This window comes from Lysobacter tyrosinilyticus, from assembly GCF_054779815.1.
In genome coordinates this window covers 175,627-197,604 of the sequence record NZ_BAAGXN010000013.1, presented here as the reverse complement: position 1 = coordinate 197,604, position 21,978 = coordinate 175,627, and the positions used below count along the sequence as shown (strand labels likewise).

The 21,978-nt window shown below is 64.8% G+C and carries 14 protein-coding genes; 8 read left to right on the top strand and 6 right to left on the bottom strand.

What is annotated here, in order from left to right; genetic code table 11:
- The first annotated feature begins 277 nt into the window (after positions 1 to 277).
- Positions 278 to 1,621, top strand: a complete 1,344-nt coding sequence (locus ACYVGK_RS15530; RefSeq protein ID WP_460735320.1) for a hypothetical protein — start codon at positions 278 to 280, stop codon at positions 1,619 to 1,621.
- A 162-nt stretch (positions 1,622 to 1,783) separates the two neighbouring features.
- On the opposite strand, the gene ACYVGK_RS15525 is transcribed toward ACYVGK_RS15530, so the two are convergent.
- From ACYVGK_RS15525 to ACYVGK_RS15515, 3 genes are read right to left on the bottom strand one after another with little or no spacing between them, the layout of a single operon-like run.
- The gene (locus tag ACYVGK_RS15525) at positions 1,784 to 2,947 is read right to left on the bottom strand and encodes a hypothetical protein (protein WP_460735318.1); all 1,164 of its coding nucleotides are present in this window, start codon (positions 2,945 to 2,947) and stop codon (positions 1,784 to 1,786) included.
- On the bottom strand, positions 2,944 to 4,749 hold the full coding sequence (locus tag ACYVGK_RS15520; RefSeq protein ID WP_460735316.1) for a hypothetical protein: 1,806 nt from the start codon (positions 4,747 to 4,749) through the stop codon (positions 2,944 to 2,946). The genes ACYVGK_RS15525 and ACYVGK_RS15520 overlap by 4 nt, the downstream gene beginning before the upstream one ends.
- An 8-nt stretch (positions 4,750 to 4,757) precedes the next feature.
- Complete coding sequence (locus ACYVGK_RS15515) at positions 4,758 to 7,862, bottom strand: hypothetical protein (protein WP_460735314.1); 3,105 nt, start codon at positions 7,860 to 7,862, stop codon at positions 4,758 to 4,760.
- Positions 7,863 to 8,310: 448 nt separating this feature from the next.
- Between ACYVGK_RS15515 and ACYVGK_RS15510 the strand changes: the two genes are divergently transcribed.
- Positions 8,311 to 9,987, top strand: coding sequence for an NAD(P)/FAD-dependent oxidoreductase (locus ACYVGK_RS15510; protein ID WP_460735312.1), 1,677 nt, complete (start codon positions 8,311 to 8,313; stop codon positions 9,985 to 9,987).
- 86 nt (positions 9,988 to 10,073) lie between these two features.
- Here the strand turns inward: ACYVGK_RS15510 and ACYVGK_RS15505 are convergent, their stop codons facing one another.
- Both ACYVGK_RS15505 and ACYVGK_RS15500 read right to left on the bottom strand, forming a co-directional pair.
- A complete protein-coding gene (locus tag ACYVGK_RS15505; RefSeq protein WP_460735310.1) occupies positions 10,074 to 11,213 on the bottom strand; it encodes a M23 family metallopeptidase in 1,140 nt (379 codons plus the stop codon).
- Between the two features lie 131 nt (positions 11,214 to 11,344).
- Positions 11,345 to 12,685 carry a chymotrypsin family serine protease gene (locus ACYVGK_RS15500; RefSeq protein WP_460735308.1) on the bottom strand — a complete coding sequence of 447 codons (1,341 nt, stop codon included), beginning with the start codon at positions 12,683 to 12,685 and terminating at the stop codon, positions 11,345 to 11,347.
- Between the two features lie 486 nt (positions 12,686 to 13,171).
- Between ACYVGK_RS15500 and ACYVGK_RS15495 the strand changes: the two genes are divergently transcribed.
- From ACYVGK_RS15495 to ACYVGK_RS15470, 6 genes are all read left to right on the top strand, one after another.
- Positions 13,172 to 13,357, top strand: a complete 186-nt coding sequence (locus tag ACYVGK_RS15495; RefSeq protein WP_460735306.1) for a hypothetical protein — start codon at positions 13,172 to 13,174, stop codon at positions 13,355 to 13,357.
- A gap of 212 nt (positions 13,358 to 13,569) precedes the next feature.
- Positions 13,570 to 15,723, top strand: coding sequence for a heavy metal translocating P-type ATPase (locus tag ACYVGK_RS15490; protein WP_460735304.1), 2,154 nt, complete (start codon positions 13,570 to 13,572; stop codon positions 15,721 to 15,723).
- Positions 15,724 to 15,878: 155 nt separating this feature from the next.
- Positions 15,879 to 16,991, top strand: a complete 1,113-nt coding sequence (locus ACYVGK_RS15485) for a hypothetical protein (RefSeq protein ID WP_460735302.1) — start codon at positions 15,879 to 15,881, stop codon at positions 16,989 to 16,991.
- 12 nt (positions 16,992 to 17,003) lie between these two features.
- Entirely contained in the window at positions 17,004 to 17,666 is a 663-nt protein-coding gene (locus ACYVGK_RS15480; RefSeq protein WP_460735300.1) for a TerD family protein, read from the top strand.
- A 56-nt stretch (positions 17,667 to 17,722) separates the two neighbouring features.
- Complete coding sequence (locus tag ACYVGK_RS15475; protein WP_460735298.1) at positions 17,723 to 18,637, top strand: hypothetical protein; 915 nt, start codon at positions 17,723 to 17,725, stop codon at positions 18,635 to 18,637.
- Positions 18,638 to 18,645: 8 nt separating this feature from the next.
- Positions 18,646 to 19,440 (top strand): VWA domain-containing protein, encoded by a 795-nt coding sequence (locus ACYVGK_RS15470; RefSeq protein WP_460735296.1) that lies wholly within the window; start codon positions 18,646 to 18,648, stop codon positions 19,438 to 19,440.
- 288 nt (positions 19,441 to 19,728) lie between these two features.
- Here the strand turns inward: ACYVGK_RS15470 and ACYVGK_RS15465 are convergent, their stop codons facing one another.
- The gene (locus tag ACYVGK_RS15465) at positions 19,729 to 21,810 is read right to left on the bottom strand and encodes an alkaline phosphatase D family protein (RefSeq protein ID WP_460735294.1); all 2,082 of its coding nucleotides are present in this window, start codon (positions 21,808 to 21,810) and stop codon (positions 19,729 to 19,731) included.
- Between the last annotated feature and the right edge of the window lie 168 nt (positions 21,811 to 21,978).

Genomic DNA, 21,978 nt, shown 5'->3' with positions numbered 1-21,978 from the left:
CAGACGCCGGCGGAACGTACGCCCGCTTCTCAGCCACGCGCTGTTGTTGGCAGGCGTGCTTGCCCTGTCGGGCTGCCCGGAGTCAGCGAGTCCGTCTGCACCTGGCCTCGCGACTGCGGAGAATTCGTCCCCGACTGCAGCGACCTTGCCCGACTCCTCGACGACGGCCACGCCTGCGACATGGTGGACCACCGGTCATCGTCGATCGGGTTCGGTCGGAGGAGTCTCCGCATCTTCCACGCAAGCGTCGTTGTGCTCGCAGGTACAGCAGTACGGCGTGACCTTCACTCTGGACCGCGCGTATCCCTGCGGCCAGTTTGCCAATGGCGACTACTGGGTCACACCGGTAGAAGGCAGCCTGGGCAAGGTCAAGGTGCTGTCGATCACCCCCGCCTATCAGCAGGGACGCAACGGCTTCGAGGTGAATCCATCCCGGGTCGATCGCCATGGTTTCGACGCAGGGGCCTATGGTTTCGACGCGTCGCTTGTGCAGGCGCTGCCCTATTCCGCGGCGCCCAACGAGTCGCTGGTGAAGGCGGTCTCGATCATCGGCAACGACAAGACCTATCTCGATACCGCCGTGGTGCTCACGGTGCTGGCCGCTGCGCCACCGGATGGTGGACGCACCGTGTTCCGTCCGCCTTATTTCGGACGAACCAAGCCGCTGTACTCGACGAATGGGCTGCGGTTGGATTTGCTGCCGACGTTGCCCGCGCTGCCGGACATGCCCACCCTGCCCGCGCTGTCGCAACGGTTTGCACGTGTGCAGTTGGATCATCAGCTGTGGTGGAGCGCGGACCAGATCCATCCGGTGCAGAACATGCCTGATTACGGCGCCGTGATTGCAATGGACACCGCGGTGGCCTCGCTGCGCCTGATGGTCGAAGGCGATTCGGTCGGGCGCAAACAACTGGCGATTCACCTGGTGCAATACGGCATCGATCTCGACGCTGCCATGCAGGGCGGTCTGCACTTCTATGCCGACGGTGGTCACCGGCACGGCAGGAAGTTGGTGCTGGCCCTATCCGCGTTGTTGCTGGACGACGCGGCGATGGCAGCGCGCGTGCGGGACTTCCAGCTCGGAACCTTCCAGGAAGACAGCCAGCTGTATGTCGGTGCCGGATCCGGGATCGTGCTGTTTGGCCAACCCTGCTCTGCCGAGGATTACTGGGACAACCAGATCACCGGTGGCAACTCGCGCGATTGCCGCGACCCGTATGGCTACATCGATGGTGGCCAGGAGCCGGGCGCTTACTACCAGTACTGCTGCACCGCCAAGGCCTACAAGGCCACCGCGCTCGCACTGCGGCTGCTGCCGGCGTTGCGCTGCATCTGGAGCGACGATCGGATCCTGCGCTACGCCGACCGCTGGGTGCAGCACGGCGCATGGACCCAGCCAGACCCCTATCAGCCTCTCGGTAACGGGGCGCTCGACAGCAATCCGGCCGATGGCACGGGACGCTGGCCTCAAGCACATGGCGCCGCGCGCGATGACGGCTTCTATGCCAATGAATTCGCCGATGCGATGTGGGCCGCGTACCGATCGCACGCCAGCGACACGTACAGTTGCTCCGCGAATGTCGAGAAGGAGTGCAATGGGATTCGCATACCGGGGCGGTGAATTTTTTCGGAGCAAGGTTCATTTGCGGCATCGAGTAAGTGGGCCTGCCCCCGTTGTCCGTGTGCTCGGATATTTCGAGCGCGTCGTCGACCTCAACGAAGGCCGCAAGCGGTACGTGTGGCTCGCGCTCGGATCCGCCCCGCCACGCCGTCGCACTTCCGATCAGCGCGACGAGGTGACTCGGGTCAACCGCTCGAGCCAGCTCCGAAGGGGACTGAGATCGGCCTTGCTGTAGATGACGGGCCCGGAGACCGCGAGCCTCTCCAGCCCCTCTAGGTCGGGCGGCACGGCCCAGGGTCCGGACAGGAAGCCCGTGGGCTGCCCAATGCCGCCAATGCGGCCGGCCGCGCTCTTCACGCGACTTTCCAGCGTCTTGCCGCGCGGAACGTTATTTGGCAACACCAGCTCCGGCGTATCGGTGCGACGTGCATCTGTCCAGACATCGTCTCGCTTCAACCACGCCTGTACGCCCACACCGGCATCGGTCCACGTCGGATTGAACAGCAGCCGTTCGCGCGGCAGGGGCACCAGTCTGCCGTCCTGATGGCATTGGATGACATCATCGCGTCCGGAACTGGCCAGGCGCACGAAGAACGCGCCCAACTGGCTGCTTACGCCTTGCGAACCTATGGTCTTGGCTTCGACCCTGAGCAGCACGATGGTGTAGCCGCCGTAATCCATGAGGAACGCACCATCGACGAAGTCGACGTTGTTGATGCTGAAGCGGTCGACGTAGCGGATGCCGGCCTTCTTCCACGCTGTCGGGCTCGTGAGCCGCTGCTGACGCATCGCCTGCGTGCGTTTCGCGAGCGCGAGGCGATCCTTGTCGAGGAACGGCACGGTCTCGCCGTTGGCATCGAAGAACCCCAGCCCGCCGTAGCGACGCCCGTTGGCATCCAAGCCCACCTCGGCACTGTGGATGCGACGAAGAAAGAACTCCTGCATCTCCAGCGCGCCGGCCAGATGGTCACCCAGGCGCACCCGCACGTCCGGAACATCAAGGAGGGAGCGCTCCCAGTAGCGCCCCATGAACTGGTAGATGGTCTTCGGGCTGCCATCGAATTCGGCCGCTGTCGCCAGCACGTGGGATTCGATCAGTTCCTGGCCCCTGATTCCTCCCAGCGTCTCTGGAAGCGGATCGTCGCGCATGTACTGCTCCGTGCGCTTCCAACTGATGAGCATCGAGGACACCCTGTCCGCGCGCGGCCGCACGTGCGGCACGCCCTTCGCGCCCGCGGGCGCCTGCCCGTGCGGATGGGGCACCCCTGCAGCCTCGAGCACCTGCCGACCCGGCATCTTGCCCGGAACCTTCACGTGCACACTCATCGCGCCGTGTCCTGTGCGAGCGCAAGCACCAGCACGCCGTCCTCCACCGTCGTGCCGATGTCGCCAGCCAGCCACTCCAGCTCGAGCGCGCGTCGCACCACGGCGAACTGGTCCGGGAGGCCGAGACGAAGCGCAAGCGCGTGGTCGACCCGTTGGGCCACCTTGAGCTTGAGCACCGAAGCGACGAGCTGTGCCGACATCGCGATGCCGAGCGCGCTGCAGGAGCCCAGCATCAGGCCGGCACGACGTAGTGTTTCCATGCTCTCGACGCTCATCAGCGCGATGGCCTGTCGCCACTCGTCCTTGGCCGTCTGGACCTGTCCGATCACGTCCACCACGCTCATCGCCAGCATCGCCATGCCCAATGCCACGTCGATGCCTTCGATCAGCGAGCACACCAGCACCGCGCCGGCGGGCAGGGACGCGCCGCCACTGACTACCGTGGAGGCCACGAACGCAACCAGGGCGGCAACGGCGGCAATCCAGTTCAACACCGTCAACAGGATGCGGAATTTGTCGGCCTCGCGCCTGGCTGCCTCGATCTCGGTCTCCAGCGCGTGCAGGTAGTGCACGGCCACGCACCTGCGGAAGCGGCTGCGGTGCTTCTCATTCCGGTCCAGCGCGTAGGCACGCACCAGGTCGGCCATGCCAAGCACGGTGTTGGATTCCGGTTCGATCGCGCACGCAAGCAGCGCTTCCGCCAGCGGGACCGGCGAAGTCAACGCGCGCCGCAGGCTGGCGCCCAGGGTCCAGCGTTCCAGACAACGGCGGGCGACGATGCGCTCCGCTCCGGGAGCGTCGCGATTCCAGTACTCCCCGAGCTCTGGATTCAGCCCACCGCGACGAGCCGCCTGTTCGGCAACGCCGTCCATCACCAGGCTGCCGGTCAGCTGCGCCAGCTGCGCATCGTTGCGCACCAGGGTGTCCATGATTAGCGTAGCCAGCGCCGATTCGCGATCGCTGTAGATCAGCTGCACGCCTTGCTCCATCCCGGGCGTCGACGACCTTCCGCCGGAAGGTTCGAACAAATCGCCCGACGTGTCCGCGACCAGCACCGCCGCCGGACATTCGACGCGCAACAGCGCGAGCTGCTCGGCTCCACCGCGCAGGTACTCTTTCTCGCGCGCGCCCCAGTTGCGTGCGATGTCCTTGTAGCGGTATTCGTCGTCGTTCACCCCTGGCACGTAGCCGCGTCCAAGCCCGGGGGTGTTCTTGCGCTCCTCCTCGCTGCGCTTGCGCTTGCGTGCCAGCGAATGGAACTCGCCCAGCCGCGCATTGGCCTGCTTCCATGCCTGTCGGTCGACGAATACATGCTGCGATTTGGTGATCGCTTTGAAGCCGCTACGCCAGTTCGTCAATTGCCGGCGTATGGCCTGCCAGCGACCCTTGGCGAGGACCGACACCTCCGCTTCAATCGCCGCAAGCTCCTCCGCGATGCGCGCTCGCAGCAGTCCGCTCGCACCGCGCACCAGACCGCCGAGCGAAGGCTGCGGCGGAGACAACGCCGCAATCTGCGCTTGCACTGCCTCGACCACCGGCCAGCCCCACAGCGCATACAGCAGAGCCAGCTGATGGAACAGGGTGTCATCGATCTGCAGATCGACCTGCACCGCTTCAGTGCCCGGTAGCGTGCGCAGTGCCAGCGCCACGCTGCGTGCAGGCACCGACTTGCCGGTGTAGCCGCGCCAGTACTGCGCGAGCCACAGCGCGTTCACCGGTTCCAGTTCGAGCAGGGCCGCTTCGGCCTCGGCGACATCCACGCCACCTCGGCCGATGTCGACCGCCACCTGTACGGCCAACATGTCGCGCCTCAGGCCGGAATGGCCGGAATGGCGGGATCGGCCAAGTCGGTCGGAATCGGCGAACTGCTGTCCTGCAGGTAGAGCAGCGCGGTCGGCACAGTGAACGGCCACGGATCGCCTTCCGGCTTGGCGCCCTCCAGGTCGTCCTGCTGCTTGCGGATTTCTTCATGCACCGGGATGAACAGCGGATCGCCGATGACCGGCGCCGCACCGCCACTCCACGGCTCGCGCGTGGCGAGGAAATACATCACCGCGTCGTAATAGCCCGGCGTCACCGCCACCAGCACGCGTGCCGAACCGGCGCGGAGGAAGTCGCTCATCGCGCTGTCCGCGTAGTCCAGGCGATTCATCATTTCGAGCCACTTGGGACGTCGCGCCCAGAAGTAGGGATAGGTCACGTAGGTGATCTGCCGCCATTCGAAGGCCTGCTCCAGGAACTGGACCAGGCGCCCGCGCCGTGCCGCCTCGTCGATGCGCAGGAACGGGAATTCGACCTCCAGCGAAGGCGTGTCGAAGCGCGCGTAGGGCTGCCCGTTATGGTCGCCGGCGTCGAAGGTGGGATAGGTCATTTGCACCGGAGACTCGCCCACGCCCGGGATGGCGACCAGCACGTCGTCGGACGCGTCGGCATCGAACTCGTGCGCGATCATGCTCACGCAATGGCGCTTGAGCTCCTCGCGGATGACGCCGGCGTTGAAGGCCTCCGATCGTCCCTGGATGAGTTCATTGACCGTCAATGCACGCAGTTCGGCCAGTGCGTTGAGATATTCGGAACGCGCCGATTCGTGCGCGACGCGCCTGGCCTCGTTGATCGGCCCGACCCGGTCCTGCTCCAGCTGGCGGATGTGGTTGTACACGGCGATCTTGAACGTCTCCCGCGAGGCGTCCTTCAGACTCAGCTCCGCATCGAGCGTGAGGCCGTAGTGATTGCCGTCCTGCAGCGCGATGGTCAGGTCCAGTCCCGCTCCGCTGATCGGAAGGGCGTCGACCGTGATGATCTTCGGTTGCCAGTGCCAGCCGCCGAGGCCGTTATCTGCGTGGTCGAAGACCTGCGTTCCGTCGACGGTTAGGACGATGTAGTTGTCATTCTTGCTCTCGGTTTGATCTTCCCCACCGCCCTGCCCGACGCGCCCGGTGAACTCGATGTAGCCACGGGCGCTGATCTGCGTCAGCGCGTAATCAACCGCTTGTTCGTCCATGGCCACGCGGTAGGTCGCACTGGTCCACTGGTCGTCGCCCAGATTGGCCTGGCTGAACATGTTGGTGTTGTTCGCCTGGTTGATCAGACTGACCTTCCGGGTCGGCGCCGGATAGGTGAACGCGGACAGGTCGTAGCGGACCGCCAGTGCATCGAACACATCGGTCGTGATCTGCGCGGCCAGGAGCGGCTGCCCGGTCAACGGGTTGCGGATGTCGACGCCTTCCAGCTGGGGCGCTTCCGGCGGCCGCGGCAGCCGCATGTCGCGCGCGGCCGCCTGCAGGCGCGCCTGCACCAGGAACGCGGCTGGTTCGGGAATGATGAATTCCAGCATCCAGCGCTTGCCGTAGTTGAACAGCTGCGCTTCGTAACGCTTGTCCAGCCAGCGGTAGATGCCCGACACGTGCCTGGCACCCTGCTCGGTGTTCGTGTACTTCTGCCGGTCCTTGTCGATGGTCTCGTAGGTCGTGGTGATGGAGCGGCTTTGGCTGGTGCGGCGTTCGACCTGGCTGACCGCCTTGTCCATGACCTCGCGTGCAAATGCATTCGCACTGCGTCGGCTCACCTCTCCGGAGTTGGCGTAAGCGAAGCCGGCACCGATGTTGGTCTGGATCTTGTATCCGCTTTCGTACTGGATGCTGGTACTCGCATTCGCGTTGACGTTCAGCTGGGTCTTCAGCGCGGTTTCCGCTTCCTGCTTGATGTCGTACTTGTCCGTGGACTGGCGCTCGCTGGTGTTGGTCTCGGACGCGTCGGTGGTATAGGACAGCGCATCCACCCGACGCTCGGTGACCTGCGTGCTGCGCGTCTTCTCCTCGCCGCTCATGATGTTGACGATGCGCGCGATCTCGCCCACCCGGTAGCCGCGCAGCCACTGCTTCACCACCTTCAGATCGCCGAGGTAGGGGGTGATGGAATTGAATTTGCCTACCGCGTAGTAGCCCAACTCGGCCACGATGGGCGGGATCACCACTTCGGCGTGCAAGCACTTGCGCAGGTCTTCCGCGCTCGCCACGAACTTGACGGCATCGGGGCGCGCCGGATTGGCTCGCAGGCCCGCGTGCTCGCCGTAAACGCCTTCGAAAATCGTCGCGTAGTAGTCCGCGCCGGGGAACGCAGGCAACGTCCCTGCGCGCACGGCCTCCAGGCAGGCATCGGCCGCCAGCAGCTCAAGCGCATGCAGGGCACGGATACCATCCATCACCTCGCCCAGGTCGACGTCCACGATGCGGCGCAGGATGTAAAGCTGGTAGAGCGTGTCCCAGAGGACGGCGCGCGCGTACTGGAACGTGCTGTCGTACTGGTGCCCTTCCTGCAGGTAGACGGCCGACCACAGGTCGGTGCTGCCACTAAACAGCGCCTGCAGCTCGGCGAACAGCAAGGCCTTGTCGAATGCGGCATCGTCCGCATGGCGCCACAGAATGGTCCGCAGGCGCGGCAGCCAGTCGCCGCCGGACGGCACGTCGGACAGTTGCGCAGGCAGCAGGTAGAACACGTTGCCGGCGCTGGCCGCGAGATGGGCATGCTCCTGCAGCTGGCGCACGATGTCGATGCTGCGCCCCGCGGCCGGCATGGTACCCAGCTGTGGCTGCAGGGTCGGCATTTGCGCCAACACGCCGGCAACTACGGCGTCATTGGTCTGGCGCGGCGTACGTCCTCCGGTGTGTTCGAACAGTTCCGCGTAGATCAGCCGGCCCACCGCCGACTCGCTGTCGGGGCGGAACGGCTCGCGCGCCGCGCGTGAGACGACGTAGTAGTCGGCGACCTCGCCGTTCTCGTCGACGTACTCATGGTTGGCGCGCGTCAGCGGGCCGGTGTCATGCACATATTCGCGCTGGGACCCGGGCCGGTCGGTGGCCTCCGGTGCCCGTAGCGCAACGAACTGGAATACGTTGATCTTGTCGCTGCCTGCCATGGGATGCCACTTCCTTCGTTAATCGAGCGCACACCCAGACATAGAGCGCAAAACGGCACCCAAACCGGACACGCGACCAACGAGTCCATTCGCCGCAAGGCGCTGGATCAGCTGCATCCGCGCTTTGCGCTGCTGCATCAACGGGAGGCGTCATGCGGACGCCGACTGGACCAAGTGGTCCGTTGCCCAAGCTGCCGAAATATTCATGCGACACGGCCTCACCGGCCCTGTATGGACGCTGCCCCAGGAGAAAGGACGTTTTTGATGGACCTGCTGTCCGCTATTGGGCCGACATCAGCTGCTGAGCAGTGACTGTTATCGACCCATAGCGGACAATGACTTGGCACGCCCACGAGATCATCCTCGGAAATAGGGCGCTTCACCGCGCTCAATGCGCGTGCCCTGCCCCTAAATGACGGCGATGAACCTTCGCCATCGGATGCACCGCATGCTTCGACTGACCGATCTCAAGTTGCCGCTGGACCACCCCGAGCCGGCGCTGCGCGAGGCGATTCTGGCGCGACTGGGTATCGCCGCCGACGAGCTGGCCGGCTACACCGTCGCCAAACGCAGCTACGACGCGCGCCGACGCGGCGCGATCGTGCTGATCTATTCGGTCGACGTGGACACCCCGCGCGAAGCCGACATCCTGCGGCGGCTGCAGCTGGACACCGAGGCCGAAGGGTTCGCGCACGCCGGCGACGGCGGCAAGGTGATGCGCACGCCGGACACGAATTACAAGTTCGTGGCACGCGCGCCGGACAACCTTCCCCTGCGCCCCCTGGTGATCGGCATGGGCCCGTGCGGCCTGTTCGCCGCGCTCGTGCTCGCGCAGATGGGATTCCGGCCGATCGTCCTCGAGCGCGGCAAGGCCGTGCGCGAGCGCACCAAGGACACTTGGGGCTTGTGGCGCAAGAAGGTGCTCAACCCCGAATCCAACGTGCAGTTCGGCGAAGGCGGCGCGGGCACGTTCTCCGACGGCAAGCTGTGGAGCCAGATCAGCGACCCGAAGCATTACGGCCGCAAGGTGCTCGACGAATTCGTCAAGGCCGGCGCACCGGAAGAGATCGCGTACGTCAGCAAGCCGCACATCGGCACGTTCCGCCTGGTGTCGATGGTGGAACAGATGCGCGCGACGATCGAATCCCTGGGCGGCGAAATCCGTTTCAGCCAGCGCGTCGACGATCTGCTGGTCGACACCGACCGCGATGGCACGCGCCACGTGCGCGGCGTGACGCTGGAGAGCGGCGAGCAGCTGCGCGCCGACCACGTCGTGCTCGCGCTGGGCCACAGCGCGCGGGACACGTTCGCGATGCTGCATGCGCGCGGCGTGTTCGTCGAAGCGAAACCGTTCTCGATCGGCTTCCGCATCGAACATCCGCAATCACTGATCGACACCGCCCGCTTTGGCGCGCAGGCCGGGCATCCGCTGCTCGGAGCGGCCGATTACAAGCTCGTGCACCATTGCCGCAACGGCCGCTCGGTGTACAGCTTCTGCATGTGCCCGGGCGGCACCGTGGTCGCCGCGGCCAGCGAGCCCGGGCGCGTGGTCACGAATGGCATGAGCCAGTACTCGCGCAACGAGCGCAACGCGAATGCGGCGATCGTCTGCGGCATCACACCAGAGGATTTCGCGCCCTACGGCGAGGGCCCGCTCGCCGGCATCGAGCTGCAACGACACTGGGAGGCGCGTGCGTTTGAGCTCGGCGGCGGAGAATACGAAGCGCCGGGTCAGCTGGTCGGCGATTTCCTGAAGGGTCGAGCGTCGAGCGCGTTCGGCACGGTGCTGCCCTCGTACAAGCCCGGCGTGCGCCTGGGCGATCTCGCGCCGTCGCTGCCCGAGTACGCGATCACGGCGATCCGCGAGGCGTTGCCGGCGTTCGAAAAGCAGATCCGCGGTTTTGCGATGCACGACGCGGTGTTGACTGGCGTGGAGACCCGCACGTCCTCGCCGGTGCGCATCACGCGTGGCGAGGACGGCCACAGCCTGAACACGCGCGGCCTGTTTCCGGCAGGCGAAGGCGCTGGCTACGCGGGCGGCATCCTGTCGGCCGGCGTCGATGGCATCCGCACAGCCGAAGCAGTCGCGCTCGATATCGTTTCCCGCACCGCGCGCGCCGCGTAGCGTTCGCGGTCCACATACGGCCGAACGCGGCCAGGGCTGGAGCGATAACGGTCTCTGACACCGTTACCCCCCACCCTGCAACTGCATCAACAATCCGGAATCACCACGCCGTTATTGTCCTTGGCTTCGTCATTGCCCCAACGGCTCAGGTAATACGCCGAGACCCACTGATTGGCAGGGCCGACGTCGAGATCGGTCTTCAGCCACCAATGATTGAAGTTCGTGCCGTTGCTGATGTTGCGGCCCCAGCTTTTGCAGAACACATAGCTGGTACCAGCATTGAGCGTGCCGGTTTGCGTTGTGCTGGTCGGCGAACCGTAACCCGGTGCGTTGGCAAACGTATCGACCCAATACTTGGTCACGCTCGGCGGTGGCGCGTCGGGGCAGGTCGGAATCACGATGCCGTTGTTGTCCTTGGCTTCGTCATTGCCCCAACGACTCAGGTAATACGCCGAGACCCATTGATTGGCCGGGCCGACGTCGAGATCGGTCTTCAACCACCAATGATTGAACGACGTGCCGTTGCTGATATTGCGGCCCCAGGCTTTGCAATACACATAGTTGGTGCCGGCGTAGAGCGTGCCGGTTTGCGTGGTGCTGGTCGGCGAACCATAGCCCGGCGCATTTGCAAACGTGTCAACCCAATACTTGTTGCTCGGCGGGGGTGATGCGACGCCGCAATTGGTGCTTACCATTGAGCTCGGCGTGTAGGTGTAGTTGCTATTGAACTGGATCGCCACGCCCTGCAACACCGGAAACGTGATGTGCTGGTTGTCGGCATCGACCGAACTGTCCGGGTTGTAGAGTTGTTCGTAATGCAGATGCACGGCACCGGTGCCGACGTTGCTCATCGTGCCAACGACTTGTCCGCGTTTGACCCACGTACCCACCGCGATGCGGTTGGTCATGTGCATGTAGGTGGTGAACCAGCCGTTACCGTGCGCGATCTCGATGCCGCCCGGATTGAATTGCTCGTGCACGTAGCCATCGGCCGAGGCAACTACGCGGGTGTCGTTGGAATAGAAATCGATCTTCTTGTCGTCGGGGTTGTGGCCCTGATAGGTCGTGAGGCTCGCACTCACATTGCAGGGGTAAGGCAGGAGGAAATCGGGCCGCGGCGTCGCCGCCAACGCGGGCCGCGAAGACAACATCATGCCGGCGGTGCATGCGAATGCAGCGAGCAACACGGGTACGGTCCAGCACAAACGGCGGACATCGGGTTTCATCGCCATGATCTCCTTGATAGGCGTGCGCAAAACTTGTCGGGTTCGATCAATGCCGAACACTGACGTATCGGCATTGGCATTCAACGGGCCGGGGAGCGATGTCGCGCCCGGCCCGCTGGATCGTGCTTGGATCAGTAGCCGGTCAGGGGCGTCACGCCCCAAGTTCTCCAGGCGGTTCCAAAGTCCTGGAACACCATCGTCGTACCACCGTCACCGCCGGTGAGGGTGCCTTTGGCGACCACTCGGGCGCCATCGAGCGAGAACACCGGGCCGCCGCTGTCACCCGGCCTCGACGCGATGCCGCCGTCACGCTTGTAAGCCACGATCAGATCGCTCATGCAGGTCCAATCATGGTCGGAATCGTAATCGCAGAAGCTGTACGTGATGTTGTTGGTGGCCTGGATGCCGCAGACTGCGCCGCTGACCGATCCGGACTGGCACAGCCACTCGTTTGCATACACCCAACCCCAACCCGACACCGCCTTGCTGAATTCACCGGAGCCGACGCCGCCGTCGTAGATCCGATGCTCCGCGTTTGTCGGTATCAGCAGGATATCCAGGCCGTAGTTTTCGAGCCCGACTCCGCCGATGTATTCGCCGGCCGGATCCAGGATGCGATCCGGATACGTCGCGCAGTGCGCGGCGGTCAGGATGTACTCATAGCCGGCGCCGTCCCGCACACCGAAGCCCGACGAGCAAGACGCGCGGAACGCGCCATTGCGCCACGAGTGGATGCGGGCCCCACCCCACCACGGCGCGCTGTCGTCCAATCGGCTCGTGAAGTGGAGCGGCTCGCCCTCGGCTACTTCAACTGGCACCGAAACTTGCGGTAACGCGGCCTGAGCGCGATCCAGCGCAATGCCCGCCGCCTTGGATCCCGGATGGGCCACGAGCTGGATCGCCCGATCGTCGACGATGACGACGCTGTGGAATGGACCACCCGAATTGGCTTCCACGCTCGCACTCAGGCGATGCGCAGCAGTACGCAGTTCTGCGCGCGAGAACTTGGCATTCTCGACATACACCGGCGCAATCCGCGAGGCCTTGGTGATGGCATGTTGGATGCGCGCCGGGATGGCCCCCTTCCAACGCAGCACCACCGAACCTTCCTCAAGCCGCAGCGATGTGTAACCGGTCGCGCCGGAGCGTTCCACTTCCCAGCGGACCACGTCGGCCGCTTGGCTCAGCGTGTGTTGGTCCTGCATGAGCTTTAGGGTCTTGGCGTCGGCCGATCGGAAGAACGGATCTTGGAATACGGCTTTGCCTGCCTTGCCAGCCGGTGTAGCGCTGACCTTTGCGGTCGACGCAAGCCAGACGCCATCGGCGGCGCTGGCAATCGATGACGCCATTCCCGTGAGCAAGGCACCACTCACGATGAGTCCCGTCAGACGGGCAATTTCTCCATTACGCATCTCAACACTCCCTTGTGTTTTCGAACTACAGGTTCGGTGGGTACATCTCCTTCGTTGCATGCTGGGCTGCTGCGTGGCGGCACCTCCTTGAGCGCAGCAAAGGACGCAGACTTGCGCCTGGTGCTGCAAAGCATTCCGGGGTTGCCGGCGACTTCAGCGTGAGCACGTCACCGAGCGAGGGTTGGCATCGGCGCGTGTTGTGCGACTTGCCGAGGACCATCCTTGGCCAGCGCTACCGCCAGCACCAGGGCCATTCACTCGCGTTTGCGAGGAGCCAATCGTCAGGGATCCAAAGTGGACTATTCGTCACGATGCCTTCTTGGCAATCGGAGAAAGTCGACTCTGACCCTGTTTGTGGACTCTGACCCTGTTTGTGACTCTTTCTGATTGCCTCGGTCGCCTTTGATTCCACACCTCCGCCTCCTTATCCCGGCGGATCCGCGACGACCATCCCAACCTGCCGCGCCGAGCCACGACACGCGTCACGGCTCCGCCGCAAAGCACGCCACTACCCTGTGTGCATCATCCCGTCACGAGACATCCCGAATGAAATACCTGCTCGCCTTCCTGCTCGTCCTGCCCCTGGCCGGCTGCGAGCTGTTGCCGGTGGAACTGATACACCCGGCCGGCAAGGAGCTGGTCTGCCACAAGGGCAAGAAGACGCTGGAACTGCCGCGTGATGCTGTCAGTGCCCATCTGGGCCATGGCGACCACCGGGGATCGTGCCGCTGAGTGCTGGCGAGCTACATTGCTGTCATGCCTGATGCGCACGCGGCAACAGGCAACATGGAAACGGCCGGGGGAACCCGGCCGCTCCTTTTCTCGGGACACGGACCTCCAACGCAGCGATCGACGCGATTTGTAATTGTGTTGCTCGGCTGCTTTTGGCTACGGTTTCGCGCTCCTTCAGTCGAAGGAGTCGACGGACAAGCACAGGAGGCCCGATGGGCGCCGGAAATCACCCGCACCCCAGTCACGGCCATGACGAGGGCAACGAACACGGTCATGGCGACCAGCACGGCCACCACCAGCATGGTCATGGCCATGATCACGGACACGGCCATGGGCACAGTCACAGTCACGGGCACAGACACAGTCACGGCCACGGGCACGGCCACGGACACAGTCACGGCCACGGCCACAGTCACGAAGGCCATGGACATTCGCACGGCGACGGCCTTGGAGAGCTCTACCTCGCACTGTTGAGCGGCGGCTTTCTGGTCGGCGGTTGGCTGGTCGAGCGAGTCGTGGGTGCAGGCGCTCTCGCTGCTATCGCGCTCTATTCGCTCACCTACCTGACCGGTGGCTGGGGTGTCGTCCTGGAAGCATGGGCGCACCTGCGCGCGCGCAGATTCCAGATCGAGTCGCTGATGATCGTGGCGGCCATTGGTGCGGCGGTGCTAGGCAAGTGGGCGGAGGGTGCGTTGTTGCTGTTCCTGTTCGCGCTCGGTCACTCGCTGGAGCACTACGCCATGGGCCGCGCACGGCGCGCGGTGGAAGCCCTGGGCAAACTGCGACCGGAGACCGCCCTGGTACGACGCGCAGGCCAGCTCGTCGAGGTGCCAGTGGAATCCCTGGAGATTGGCGAACACGTGATCGTGAAGCCCGACGAGCGCATCGCCGCCGACGGCTTCGTCATCCTGGGCGAGAGCGCCGTGGATCAGGCCGCGATCACGGGCGAAAGCATTCCGGTAGACAAGTCGCCGGTGTCCGATGTCGAGGCGGCGCGCCAGCGGCCGGATGCGGTAGCGGCCGCGCATCGGGTGTTTGCCGGCACGATCAATGCTGGGCGGGTGTTCGAAATCGAAGTAACGCGTCGCGCCGATCAGAGCACGCTGGCGCGAATGGTGGAACTGGCCCAGGTCGCCGAGTCGCAGCAATCACCCACGCAGCGTTTCACCGAACGCTTCGAACGCTTGTTCGTGCCCGCCGTCCTGGTACTGGTTGGGCTGTTGCTGTGCGCACCCCTGGTGATCGATGAAACATTCGGCGCGAGCTTCTATCGCGCGATGGCGGTGCTGGTGGCCGCAAGCCCGTGTGCGTTGGCGATTTCCACGCCCAGCGCGGTGCTGAGCGGCGTCGCACGCGCGGCGCGCGGCGGTGTTCTGGTCAAGGGCGGCGCTCCGCTTGAAACCCTCGGAGTCCTGCACTCGCTGGCCTTCGACAAGACCGGCACGCTCACCGAAGGCAAGCCCAGCGTCACGGATGTCGTGCCCTACGGCGACGCGACCGAACAGGAACTGCTGGCGACCGCGGTCGCGGTTGAACGCCTCAGCGAGCATCCGCTCGCGGGTGCCGTGGTGCGCGACGGTTCCGCACGGCTGGGAGGCGCTCCGATTCCAGTCGCCACCGACTTGACCAGCCTCACGGGCAAGGGGCTCAAGGCGTTCGTCTCGGGCGAAGCCGTCCATCTGGGCAAGAGGTCGCTGTTCGCAGAGGTCGAAGGCAATCCGCTGCCGGGCGATCTGTCCGCGCGTATCGACGCACTCGAAGCCGAAGGCCGCACCGTCTTCGTCGTGCGCCAGGGCGGACGCTACCTGGGTGCGATCGGCCTGATGGACGTGCCGCGCGCAAACGCACGCGAGGTGATGGAACAGTTGCGCAAGCTCGGCGTGACGAAGCTCGTGATGTTGTCCGGCGACAACCAACGCGTGGCGGATGCGGTAGCGCACAGCTTGGGCATCGATCATGCAATCGGCGAACTGATGCCCGAAGGCAAGGTCGACGCGATCAAGACGCTTCGCGCCCACGGCGAGGTAGCCATGGTGGGCGACGGCGTCAACGACGGACCGGCGCTGGTCAGTGCTTCGATCGGCATCGCGATGGGGGCGGCGGGCTCGGATGTCGCGCTTGAGACGGCCGACGTCGCGCTGATGGGCGATCGCCTCGAGCACCTGCCTTTCGTGGTGGGCTTGAGCCGGCAGACGCGCCGGATCATTCGCCAGAACCTGTGGGCCAGCCTGGGCATGGTGGCCGTGCTCATCCCCGCGACGGTGCTGGGCCTGAAGATGGGCTGGGCCGTGGTTTTCCACGAGGGCTCGACACTGTTGGTGGTGGCGAACGCGCTGCGTTTGCTGGCCTACCGGGACCCGAACTGATCCGCGGGCCTGGCCCGAGGGATCCTGTATAAAATCAATGACGGCCGCACGGCCGTGCAGGGAGCAATACCACGATGCAATTCCCCACCACGACGTCTGGGTCCGTTTCGGATCCCGTAGCTTCGTCTGCGCCGAGCTTGCCCGTTACGACAGGCATGCCCATGAACACTGGCGCGATCGTGCTGCGCGAAGACCAGCTGCCGCAGGCCGAGTCCGCGCTTGCCGCGCTCGATTTCGAAACGATCGGCCCTGGCCAGATCGCCACCATCGGCATCAGTGCAGAGCAGAACCTGGGCAAGACGCTGGACGGCATGCTTGCACGGCTGGACAAGAAGTCGGCGGCCAAGGTGTTCGACTTGTTCGCCCGCCTGCAGAGGGGCGTCGACGACGCCAATCTGCCCGAGATCCTGGAAAAGGTGCAGCGTGGCGAAAAGACGGGGTTGTTGGGCACCCTTCGCGCACTGTTGCTGAAGCTGATGGGCAAGAGCGCCGAGGAGATCGCACAGGACCTGATGGACCAGCTGTCCGATCTGATCACCGGGCGCACGCGCACGCTTGCGATGGAGATGCAGAAGCTTGAGGGCGAGCTCAACAAGGAAATGCAGGTGCTCAGCACCGAGCTCACCAGCCTCGGGCAGCTCAAGCAGAAGTATGGCGAGCACTTCGGCGAGTTCACCGTGCAGGCCGCGGTCGCGCGCGCCTTCGTGGATAAGGCCCGCGCCTACGTGCAGGCGCAAGCGGCAGCGGCGGATCCTGCCGACCTGGTGGCGCAGGCGCGCGTGCGCGAGCTCGAAGACAAGCTTCGCCTGCTCGACAGCCGCGCGTTGGCGCTGGAAGGCACCTATACGCGTCTTCCCGCCGACCGCCTGGTCATCCAGCAGGTGGAAGACGCCGGTGTAGCCACGCTGCAAGAAACGGCGACGACCGTCGCTTCGCGCTTCGCGTCGATCAAGATGGCGTTGCTTTCCATCCAGGGCGCCTTCGCGGTCAAGACCGTGCAGCAGATCTCGGCGCGCCAGGCCAAGCTGGACGAACAGCTGACGAAACTGCGAGGCGATGCGCTCAAGGACGTCGCCGTCACTGCCGCGCGTGCTCCGGGCGACAACCGTCTGGCACAGGCGAAACAAATCGAGGCGATCATCGTTTCGACTCGCGAGATCAACGCGCTGGTCAAGGCGAGCCGCAAGGAAACCGACGAGAAGTTCGATATCGCCCGCGCAAGCTTCGAACAGTCGCGCAACGCGCTCATGCAGCTGCGTTCTGAATAAGGATCGAAACTGATGTTGACATTGAATCTGCAGAAGCCGGATTCGGCTCCTGTCCGCAAGCTGCAACTGTCGTTGAACAAGGGTGTGCGCTTCAGCGTGCAGGTCGAGTGGGACTGCAAGGCCGAGCACGAGGACGACGTAGACGTGCACGCGCTTGAGGCAGTCAATTCCGGTAGCGGAGCCAAGGTGGCCGCGCTGGAGAACATCCTGTCGACCTACAACACCACGCGCATGTCGCGCAGCGGTGTGCTGCGCAACAACGAGGACGGCTCGTTCGCCACCCCGTCGGGCGGCCTCTCGCATTCGGGTGACATCCGACGCCAGGGCCTGAAGGCCGAAGTTCTGACGATCGACGGGTCGAAGGTGCCGCCTGCGGTCAACGAAATTCCGCTGTTCGCCACCGTGCACAAGGCCGATCACGGCGATGCACACGAGGAAGAGCACGGCGAGGACGACGATGAGGCGGCGTTCGCGGACATCGACGTGTGCATCGTCACGATCGCCGACGAGTCCGGAAGCGTCCTGGGCAAGTACAAGCTGTCCGACGAGTTCGGCGACTTCAACGTGGTCCAGCTGGGCTCGGTGATGCTCGGCCAGAACGGCGGCTGGGAGTACGTCCCGGTCGGCGTGGGCTTCAAGGGCGACTTCAACGAAGCCCTGGGCAACTTCTGCTGAGCGATCGCGTGGCGGAGGAAAAACCACCGCAGCCGGGTCGGTTGCAGCCGACGGTGATGAAGCCGCCGAAGGAGCGTTCACGCGAACGCAAGGCTTCGTCGCCGGCCCCGGATCTACCGCCTGCGCCCGGCATCGCAACGCCGACCGTCGTGGCCGGCGTACGCCGCCAGCGTATCGAGGCCAACGTCGCCGAGCTGCGAGTGCTGGCCCCCGATGCCCCGGCGCCGGTGTACCAGGCGGCCCTGCAAATGATCCGCGAAGTGGTCGACGCCCGGATGAGCGAGCGCAAGGCGATCCTGTGGGGTCACGAAACGCAGAAGGCCTATGGCGAACGCGTGACCGGGACGTTTTCGCTCGCGCAGGATCCCGTGGTCGAGCAGGCACGTGCCTGGGTCAACCGCATGACCACGATCCTGGGCGCGATCGACCTGATGGCCGTGTGCGGCCACGGCAAGGGCGGTCTGCTCGGCAGCATGGCGAAGGCCATGAGCAACAAGATCGATACGCCGCGCGAGCTGTCGGCCGCACTCGATGAGCTGCGCCTGCTGCTCGACCGCACCGGAGCGGCGATCGACCGGCTCCTGCAACTCAAGGAACGCCTGCAGCAGCAGGCCGATGCTATCGCTCGGATCGAGGTCGAGATCGAATCCGCCGCGCTCGCCGCACTGTTCCTCGCCGGACACTTCGTTGCGAAGGCGCCCGATCTGGCACAACTGTTCACCGATCGCAGCATGAGCTTGAATGCCACGCTTGCGCAGATGCGCCAGAGCAGTCCGATCTACCGCATGCAGCTCCAGCAACCGCTGCAGCTGATCGCGGCCATCCAGAACGTAGCGTTGGTATCGCTGCCCGGCTGCATCGCCGGGATGTCCGCGTTGCTCACCCTCCTTTCCACCAAGGGCGCCTCGCCCACCGAAGCCCGTGACATGAGCTACCAGCTTCGGGATCTCCTCAGCCAACTCAACCTCTAGGAATACGCATGTCCCAACGACTCGCGCTCGATCTCAACAAATCGGCTGCCGCTTTCCGCCTTTCCCTGAACAAGGCCGGCGTCGCGCCCGACATCAAGGCCGAGCTCATCGTCGTGATGGATGTATCGGCGTCCTTTGAACACGAGCACGAGGAAGGCACGACCAGCATCCTGTTGGAGCGCTTCGTGCCGCTCGCCAAAGTGCTCGACCCGGACGGCCAGTTCGACCTCATCACCTTCAGCGGTGGCGAGGGCTCGGTGCGCCATCTCGGCACCATCGACGAAAGCAACGCAAATAACTACATCGTCGACCATGTCGTCGAGCGCGTGGCCGGCTGGAAAGGCGGCACCACCTACAGCTTCCCGCTCGAGGAGTCCTTGCGCGTGCTGGGCTGGATGCCGTATCCGGCCGGACGCGACCCGCTGAAGCAGCCGCGCTTCTGGGAACGCCTGTTTGGCATGTCGGCCGAACGCAAGGCTGAGATCGAGAGCCCGCGTCCGAAGAAGCGTTCCATCATTCTGTTCGTCACCGACGGCGAAAACGACCCGGGCAACTACCACGGCGACAAGCGCCGTACGCGCGAGGTCCTGCGCGCCTCGCAAAATCGCGGCGATGAGGTCTACTTTCTGTTCATCGGTGCCTGCGAGCACGAGAAATTCGAGTTCGTTAAAGAAATCGCGAAGGAGTTCAGGAACACGGGTGTCGTGATGGCGACCGATCCGGAAGAGTTCGCGAACCTCCCGGACGAGGAACTCATCGACAAGCTGCTCGACCCGGAGCTGGTCGGCTGGCTTAAGCGCTGATCGCAGCCGGCAACAGAACGTCGAGGGTGCTCATCGCGCTTGCGACTGGTGATGTAAAGGCGAACTGTAGACTTGTCCTTCTCCCCGCGTGCGGGGAGAAGGTGGCGCGTAGCGCCGGACGCCCGAAGGAAGCACCCTTGGGGTGTGAGGGGCGCTTTTGCTTTGCGCTCGTCACGTCCCCTCACCCTGCGTCGCTAATCGCGACGCGGTCCCTCTCCCCGCCAGCGGGGCGAGGGGAGGTGTGTCGCCAGCTGACGTTGTGCCTTCTTCCTCAACGCATTACGCGCGTCACACCGCCAATCCGGCATCGCCTTCCAGGATGGTCTGCCGCATTTGCGGCCGTTCGCCTGCCCGCCACAGCGGCACCTCGTGGCGGACGCGATACCGCAGAGGCCCGCCGTCCACGCCGGCACTGCGTTCGATCGGCCGCGGGATGCAGACGAAGTCGGTCTGCATGGTGTTCGCGTCGACGCGCACGGTGGCGTAGCCGTGTCCACCCATGTCGACGAACGACAGATGCGGAGCCAGATCCGGATTGCTGACCGCGTGCGCCTTCGCCAGGTCGCCGCTGCTGGCGAATTCCAGCGCCGAACGCACGCCGTGGTGCAACAGCAGGTTGACGGTAGGCTGCGGTGATCCGTCACCCGGATTGGCGACGTACAGCGGGCGCAACGGATTGTCTTTTTTCAGGTTGTGTTCGTTGCCTTCGGCCATGCCCGGGGAAATGAGCGAGCCGCCGACGAAGCTGACGCCCACCGGCTCGAACGCGGCGGGCGGCAAGGCCTTGGCCGCGTAGCCCGCCCAGAAGCTATGGCGGTCGCCGGCGACGATCGCAAAGCCGGTGATGCCGGCATCGCGCACAGCGTCGAAGATCTCGGCTCGCTCGTGATAAGTGCCGCCCCAATCGCTCGTAGCCATGAGGCCATAGCCTGCGCCCTTCCATTTGGCCAGCTCGGGCGGCAGGTTCTGCGGATCGACGCGCCAGTCGAGCGCGCCCAGCGAATTGCCCCAGATCTTCCAGGTGGCCGTAGCAACGCGCAGGCGCTCGAGGAACCAGGCCTTCTGCTTCGCACCCAGCATCGTCTGCGGAGCGGCGTTGGCTACGTAATTGGCCACGCTCTTGTCGCCGAGGGACAGCCTCGCAGGCGGATGACCGTTGGCGTAATCGCGGCCGGCGTCGAGTTGCGCCCACAATTCCTCGGGGACGAAGCCCAGCGTGTCGCCTTCGAACAGTGGGTTGATCTCGTCGTGGTTGCCGGGGTCGCGCGAGCGGAAGCTGCGATTGTCGGTGACGAACAGGTCGATATGCCGGCCCCAACGCAAGGCCCGATAGACGATCAGGCTTTCGATCGCCGCGAGATTGTTGGGCTCGGTTCCCAAACCGGTGTCGTCGAACTCCTTGACCAGCGTGTCGACCACGTGTGGCGCGTCGAAGGTGTCCAGCTTCGAACCCGGCGGCAGCACCCGAGCCGGCTGGTATTCGAACCAGGCCTGGTTGGCCGCGACCTTGAGCGTCTGCGCGGGAACCCACCCTTCCGTGCCAGGGAATTCCTGGATCGACTGCCAGCCGTTCCAGGAGAATTCGTGGTTGTCCCAGATCGCCACGAAGGGCCAGCGTGCGCGCGCGTCCTGCAAATCCGGGTCCTGCAGGTAGGCGTGGTAGAGGACGCGATAGTCCTCCAGCGAGTCCGGCACCCAGAAGCGGTTCTTGGCGACCGTCTTGCCCTTCGGAAACTTGATGGGGAAGGTGATGAGGCGGTCGTAGCGATGGCCGTTCTTGACCTGGTCCGGGTACTGCACCACTTCGTAGACGAAATCGCCAAGGTGCAGCACGAAGCCGATCCGTTCTTCCGGCGCGGCACGCTCGTCTTCCCAGATCATCTTCCGATAAGCATTCCCGTAGCCCTCGGGCATGCTCTGGCAACTGACGAAGGCGAAGCGCGCCGGGCGCGCATCGTCGGGCGCGGGCGCCGTCAGCGTTCGGCCGATCCGGCTGCCGTTGCCCTCCTCGTCGACAAAGCGATACCAGTATTCGCCGGCCGGCGGCAGGTCGCCGACCAGCACGCGACAGGTCCAGTCGGCCTGGGCCAGCACCGGCGCGGACGTGGTCGCGATCACGCGCGTGAATGCCGGGTCTTCCGCCACTTCAACCAGCAGCGTGGCGCGCTCGCGACCATCGGCATAGGGGCGCCGCGTCCAGAGCAGGACGCTGTGGTGATCGGGATCGCCCGAGGCGACGCCTTGCGGAAACAGGTCACGACGCTCGCGCCAGCCACTGGCGGAAGGACGCACCGTCGCGCAGCCCCAGGCCAGGGTCGCGCCCAGCGCGGCGGCGAGTTTCACAAAATTGCGGCGGCTGAGTGTCGTCATGTCGGCCCACCGGTTGCGGTTGTCGATGCGCCGCAACGTAGACCTCGAACGTCGACCGGTGAACGTGCCGGAAGTACCGCGGTGAAGCCACGTTAGCCTCCTTCTCCCCGCCCGCGGGGAGAAGGTCGAAGCGGGCGATAGCCCGCTGAGGGAAGGGCGGATGAGGGG

What these genes read in the sequence shown, in the direction of transcription:
- ACYVGK_RS15525 (WP_460735318.1), bottom strand. Translation starts at nt 2,947, where the DNA reads ATGAGTGTGCACGTGAAGGTTCCGGGCAAGATGCCGGGTCGGCAGGTG.
- ACYVGK_RS15520 (WP_460735316.1), bottom strand. Translation starts at nt 4,749, where the DNA reads ATGTTGGCCGTACAGGTGGCGGTCGACATCGGCCGAGGTGGCGTGGAT.
- ACYVGK_RS15515 (WP_460735314.1), bottom strand. Translation starts at nt 7,862, where the DNA reads ATGGCAGGCAGCGACAAGATCAACGTATTCCAGTTCGTTGCGCTACGG.
- ACYVGK_RS15510 (WP_460735312.1), top strand. Translation starts at nt 8,311, where the DNA reads ATGCTTCGACTGACCGATCTCAAGTTGCCGCTGGACCACCCCGAGCCG.
- ACYVGK_RS15505 (WP_460735310.1), bottom strand. Translation starts at nt 11,213, where the DNA reads ATGAAACCCGATGTCCGCCGTTTGTGCTGGACCGTACCCGTGTTGCTC.
- ACYVGK_RS15500 (WP_460735308.1), bottom strand. Translation starts at nt 12,685, where the DNA reads ATGCAACGAAGGAGATGTACCCACCGAACCTGTAGTTCGAAAACACAA.
- ACYVGK_RS15495 (WP_460735306.1), top strand. Translation starts at nt 13,172, where the DNA reads ATGAAATACCTGCTCGCCTTCCTGCTCGTCCTGCCCCTGGCCGGCTGC.
- ACYVGK_RS15490 (WP_460735304.1), top strand. Translation starts at nt 13,570, where the DNA reads ATGGGCGCCGGAAATCACCCGCACCCCAGTCACGGCCATGACGAGGGC.
- ACYVGK_RS15485 (WP_460735302.1), top strand. Translation starts at nt 15,879, where the DNA reads ATGCCCATGAACACTGGCGCGATCGTGCTGCGCGAAGACCAGCTGCCG.
- ACYVGK_RS15480 (WP_460735300.1), top strand. Translation starts at nt 17,004, where the DNA reads ATGTTGACATTGAATCTGCAGAAGCCGGATTCGGCTCCTGTCCGCAAG.
- ACYVGK_RS15475 (WP_460735298.1), top strand. Translation starts at nt 17,723, where the DNA reads ATGAAGCCGCCGAAGGAGCGTTCACGCGAACGCAAGGCTTCGTCGCCG.
- ACYVGK_RS15470 (WP_460735296.1), top strand. Translation starts at nt 18,646, where the DNA reads ATGTCCCAACGACTCGCGCTCGATCTCAACAAATCGGCTGCCGCTTTC.
- ACYVGK_RS15465 (WP_460735294.1), bottom strand. Translation starts at nt 21,810, where the DNA reads ATGACGACACTCAGCCGCCGCAATTTTGTGAAACTCGCCGCCGCGCTG.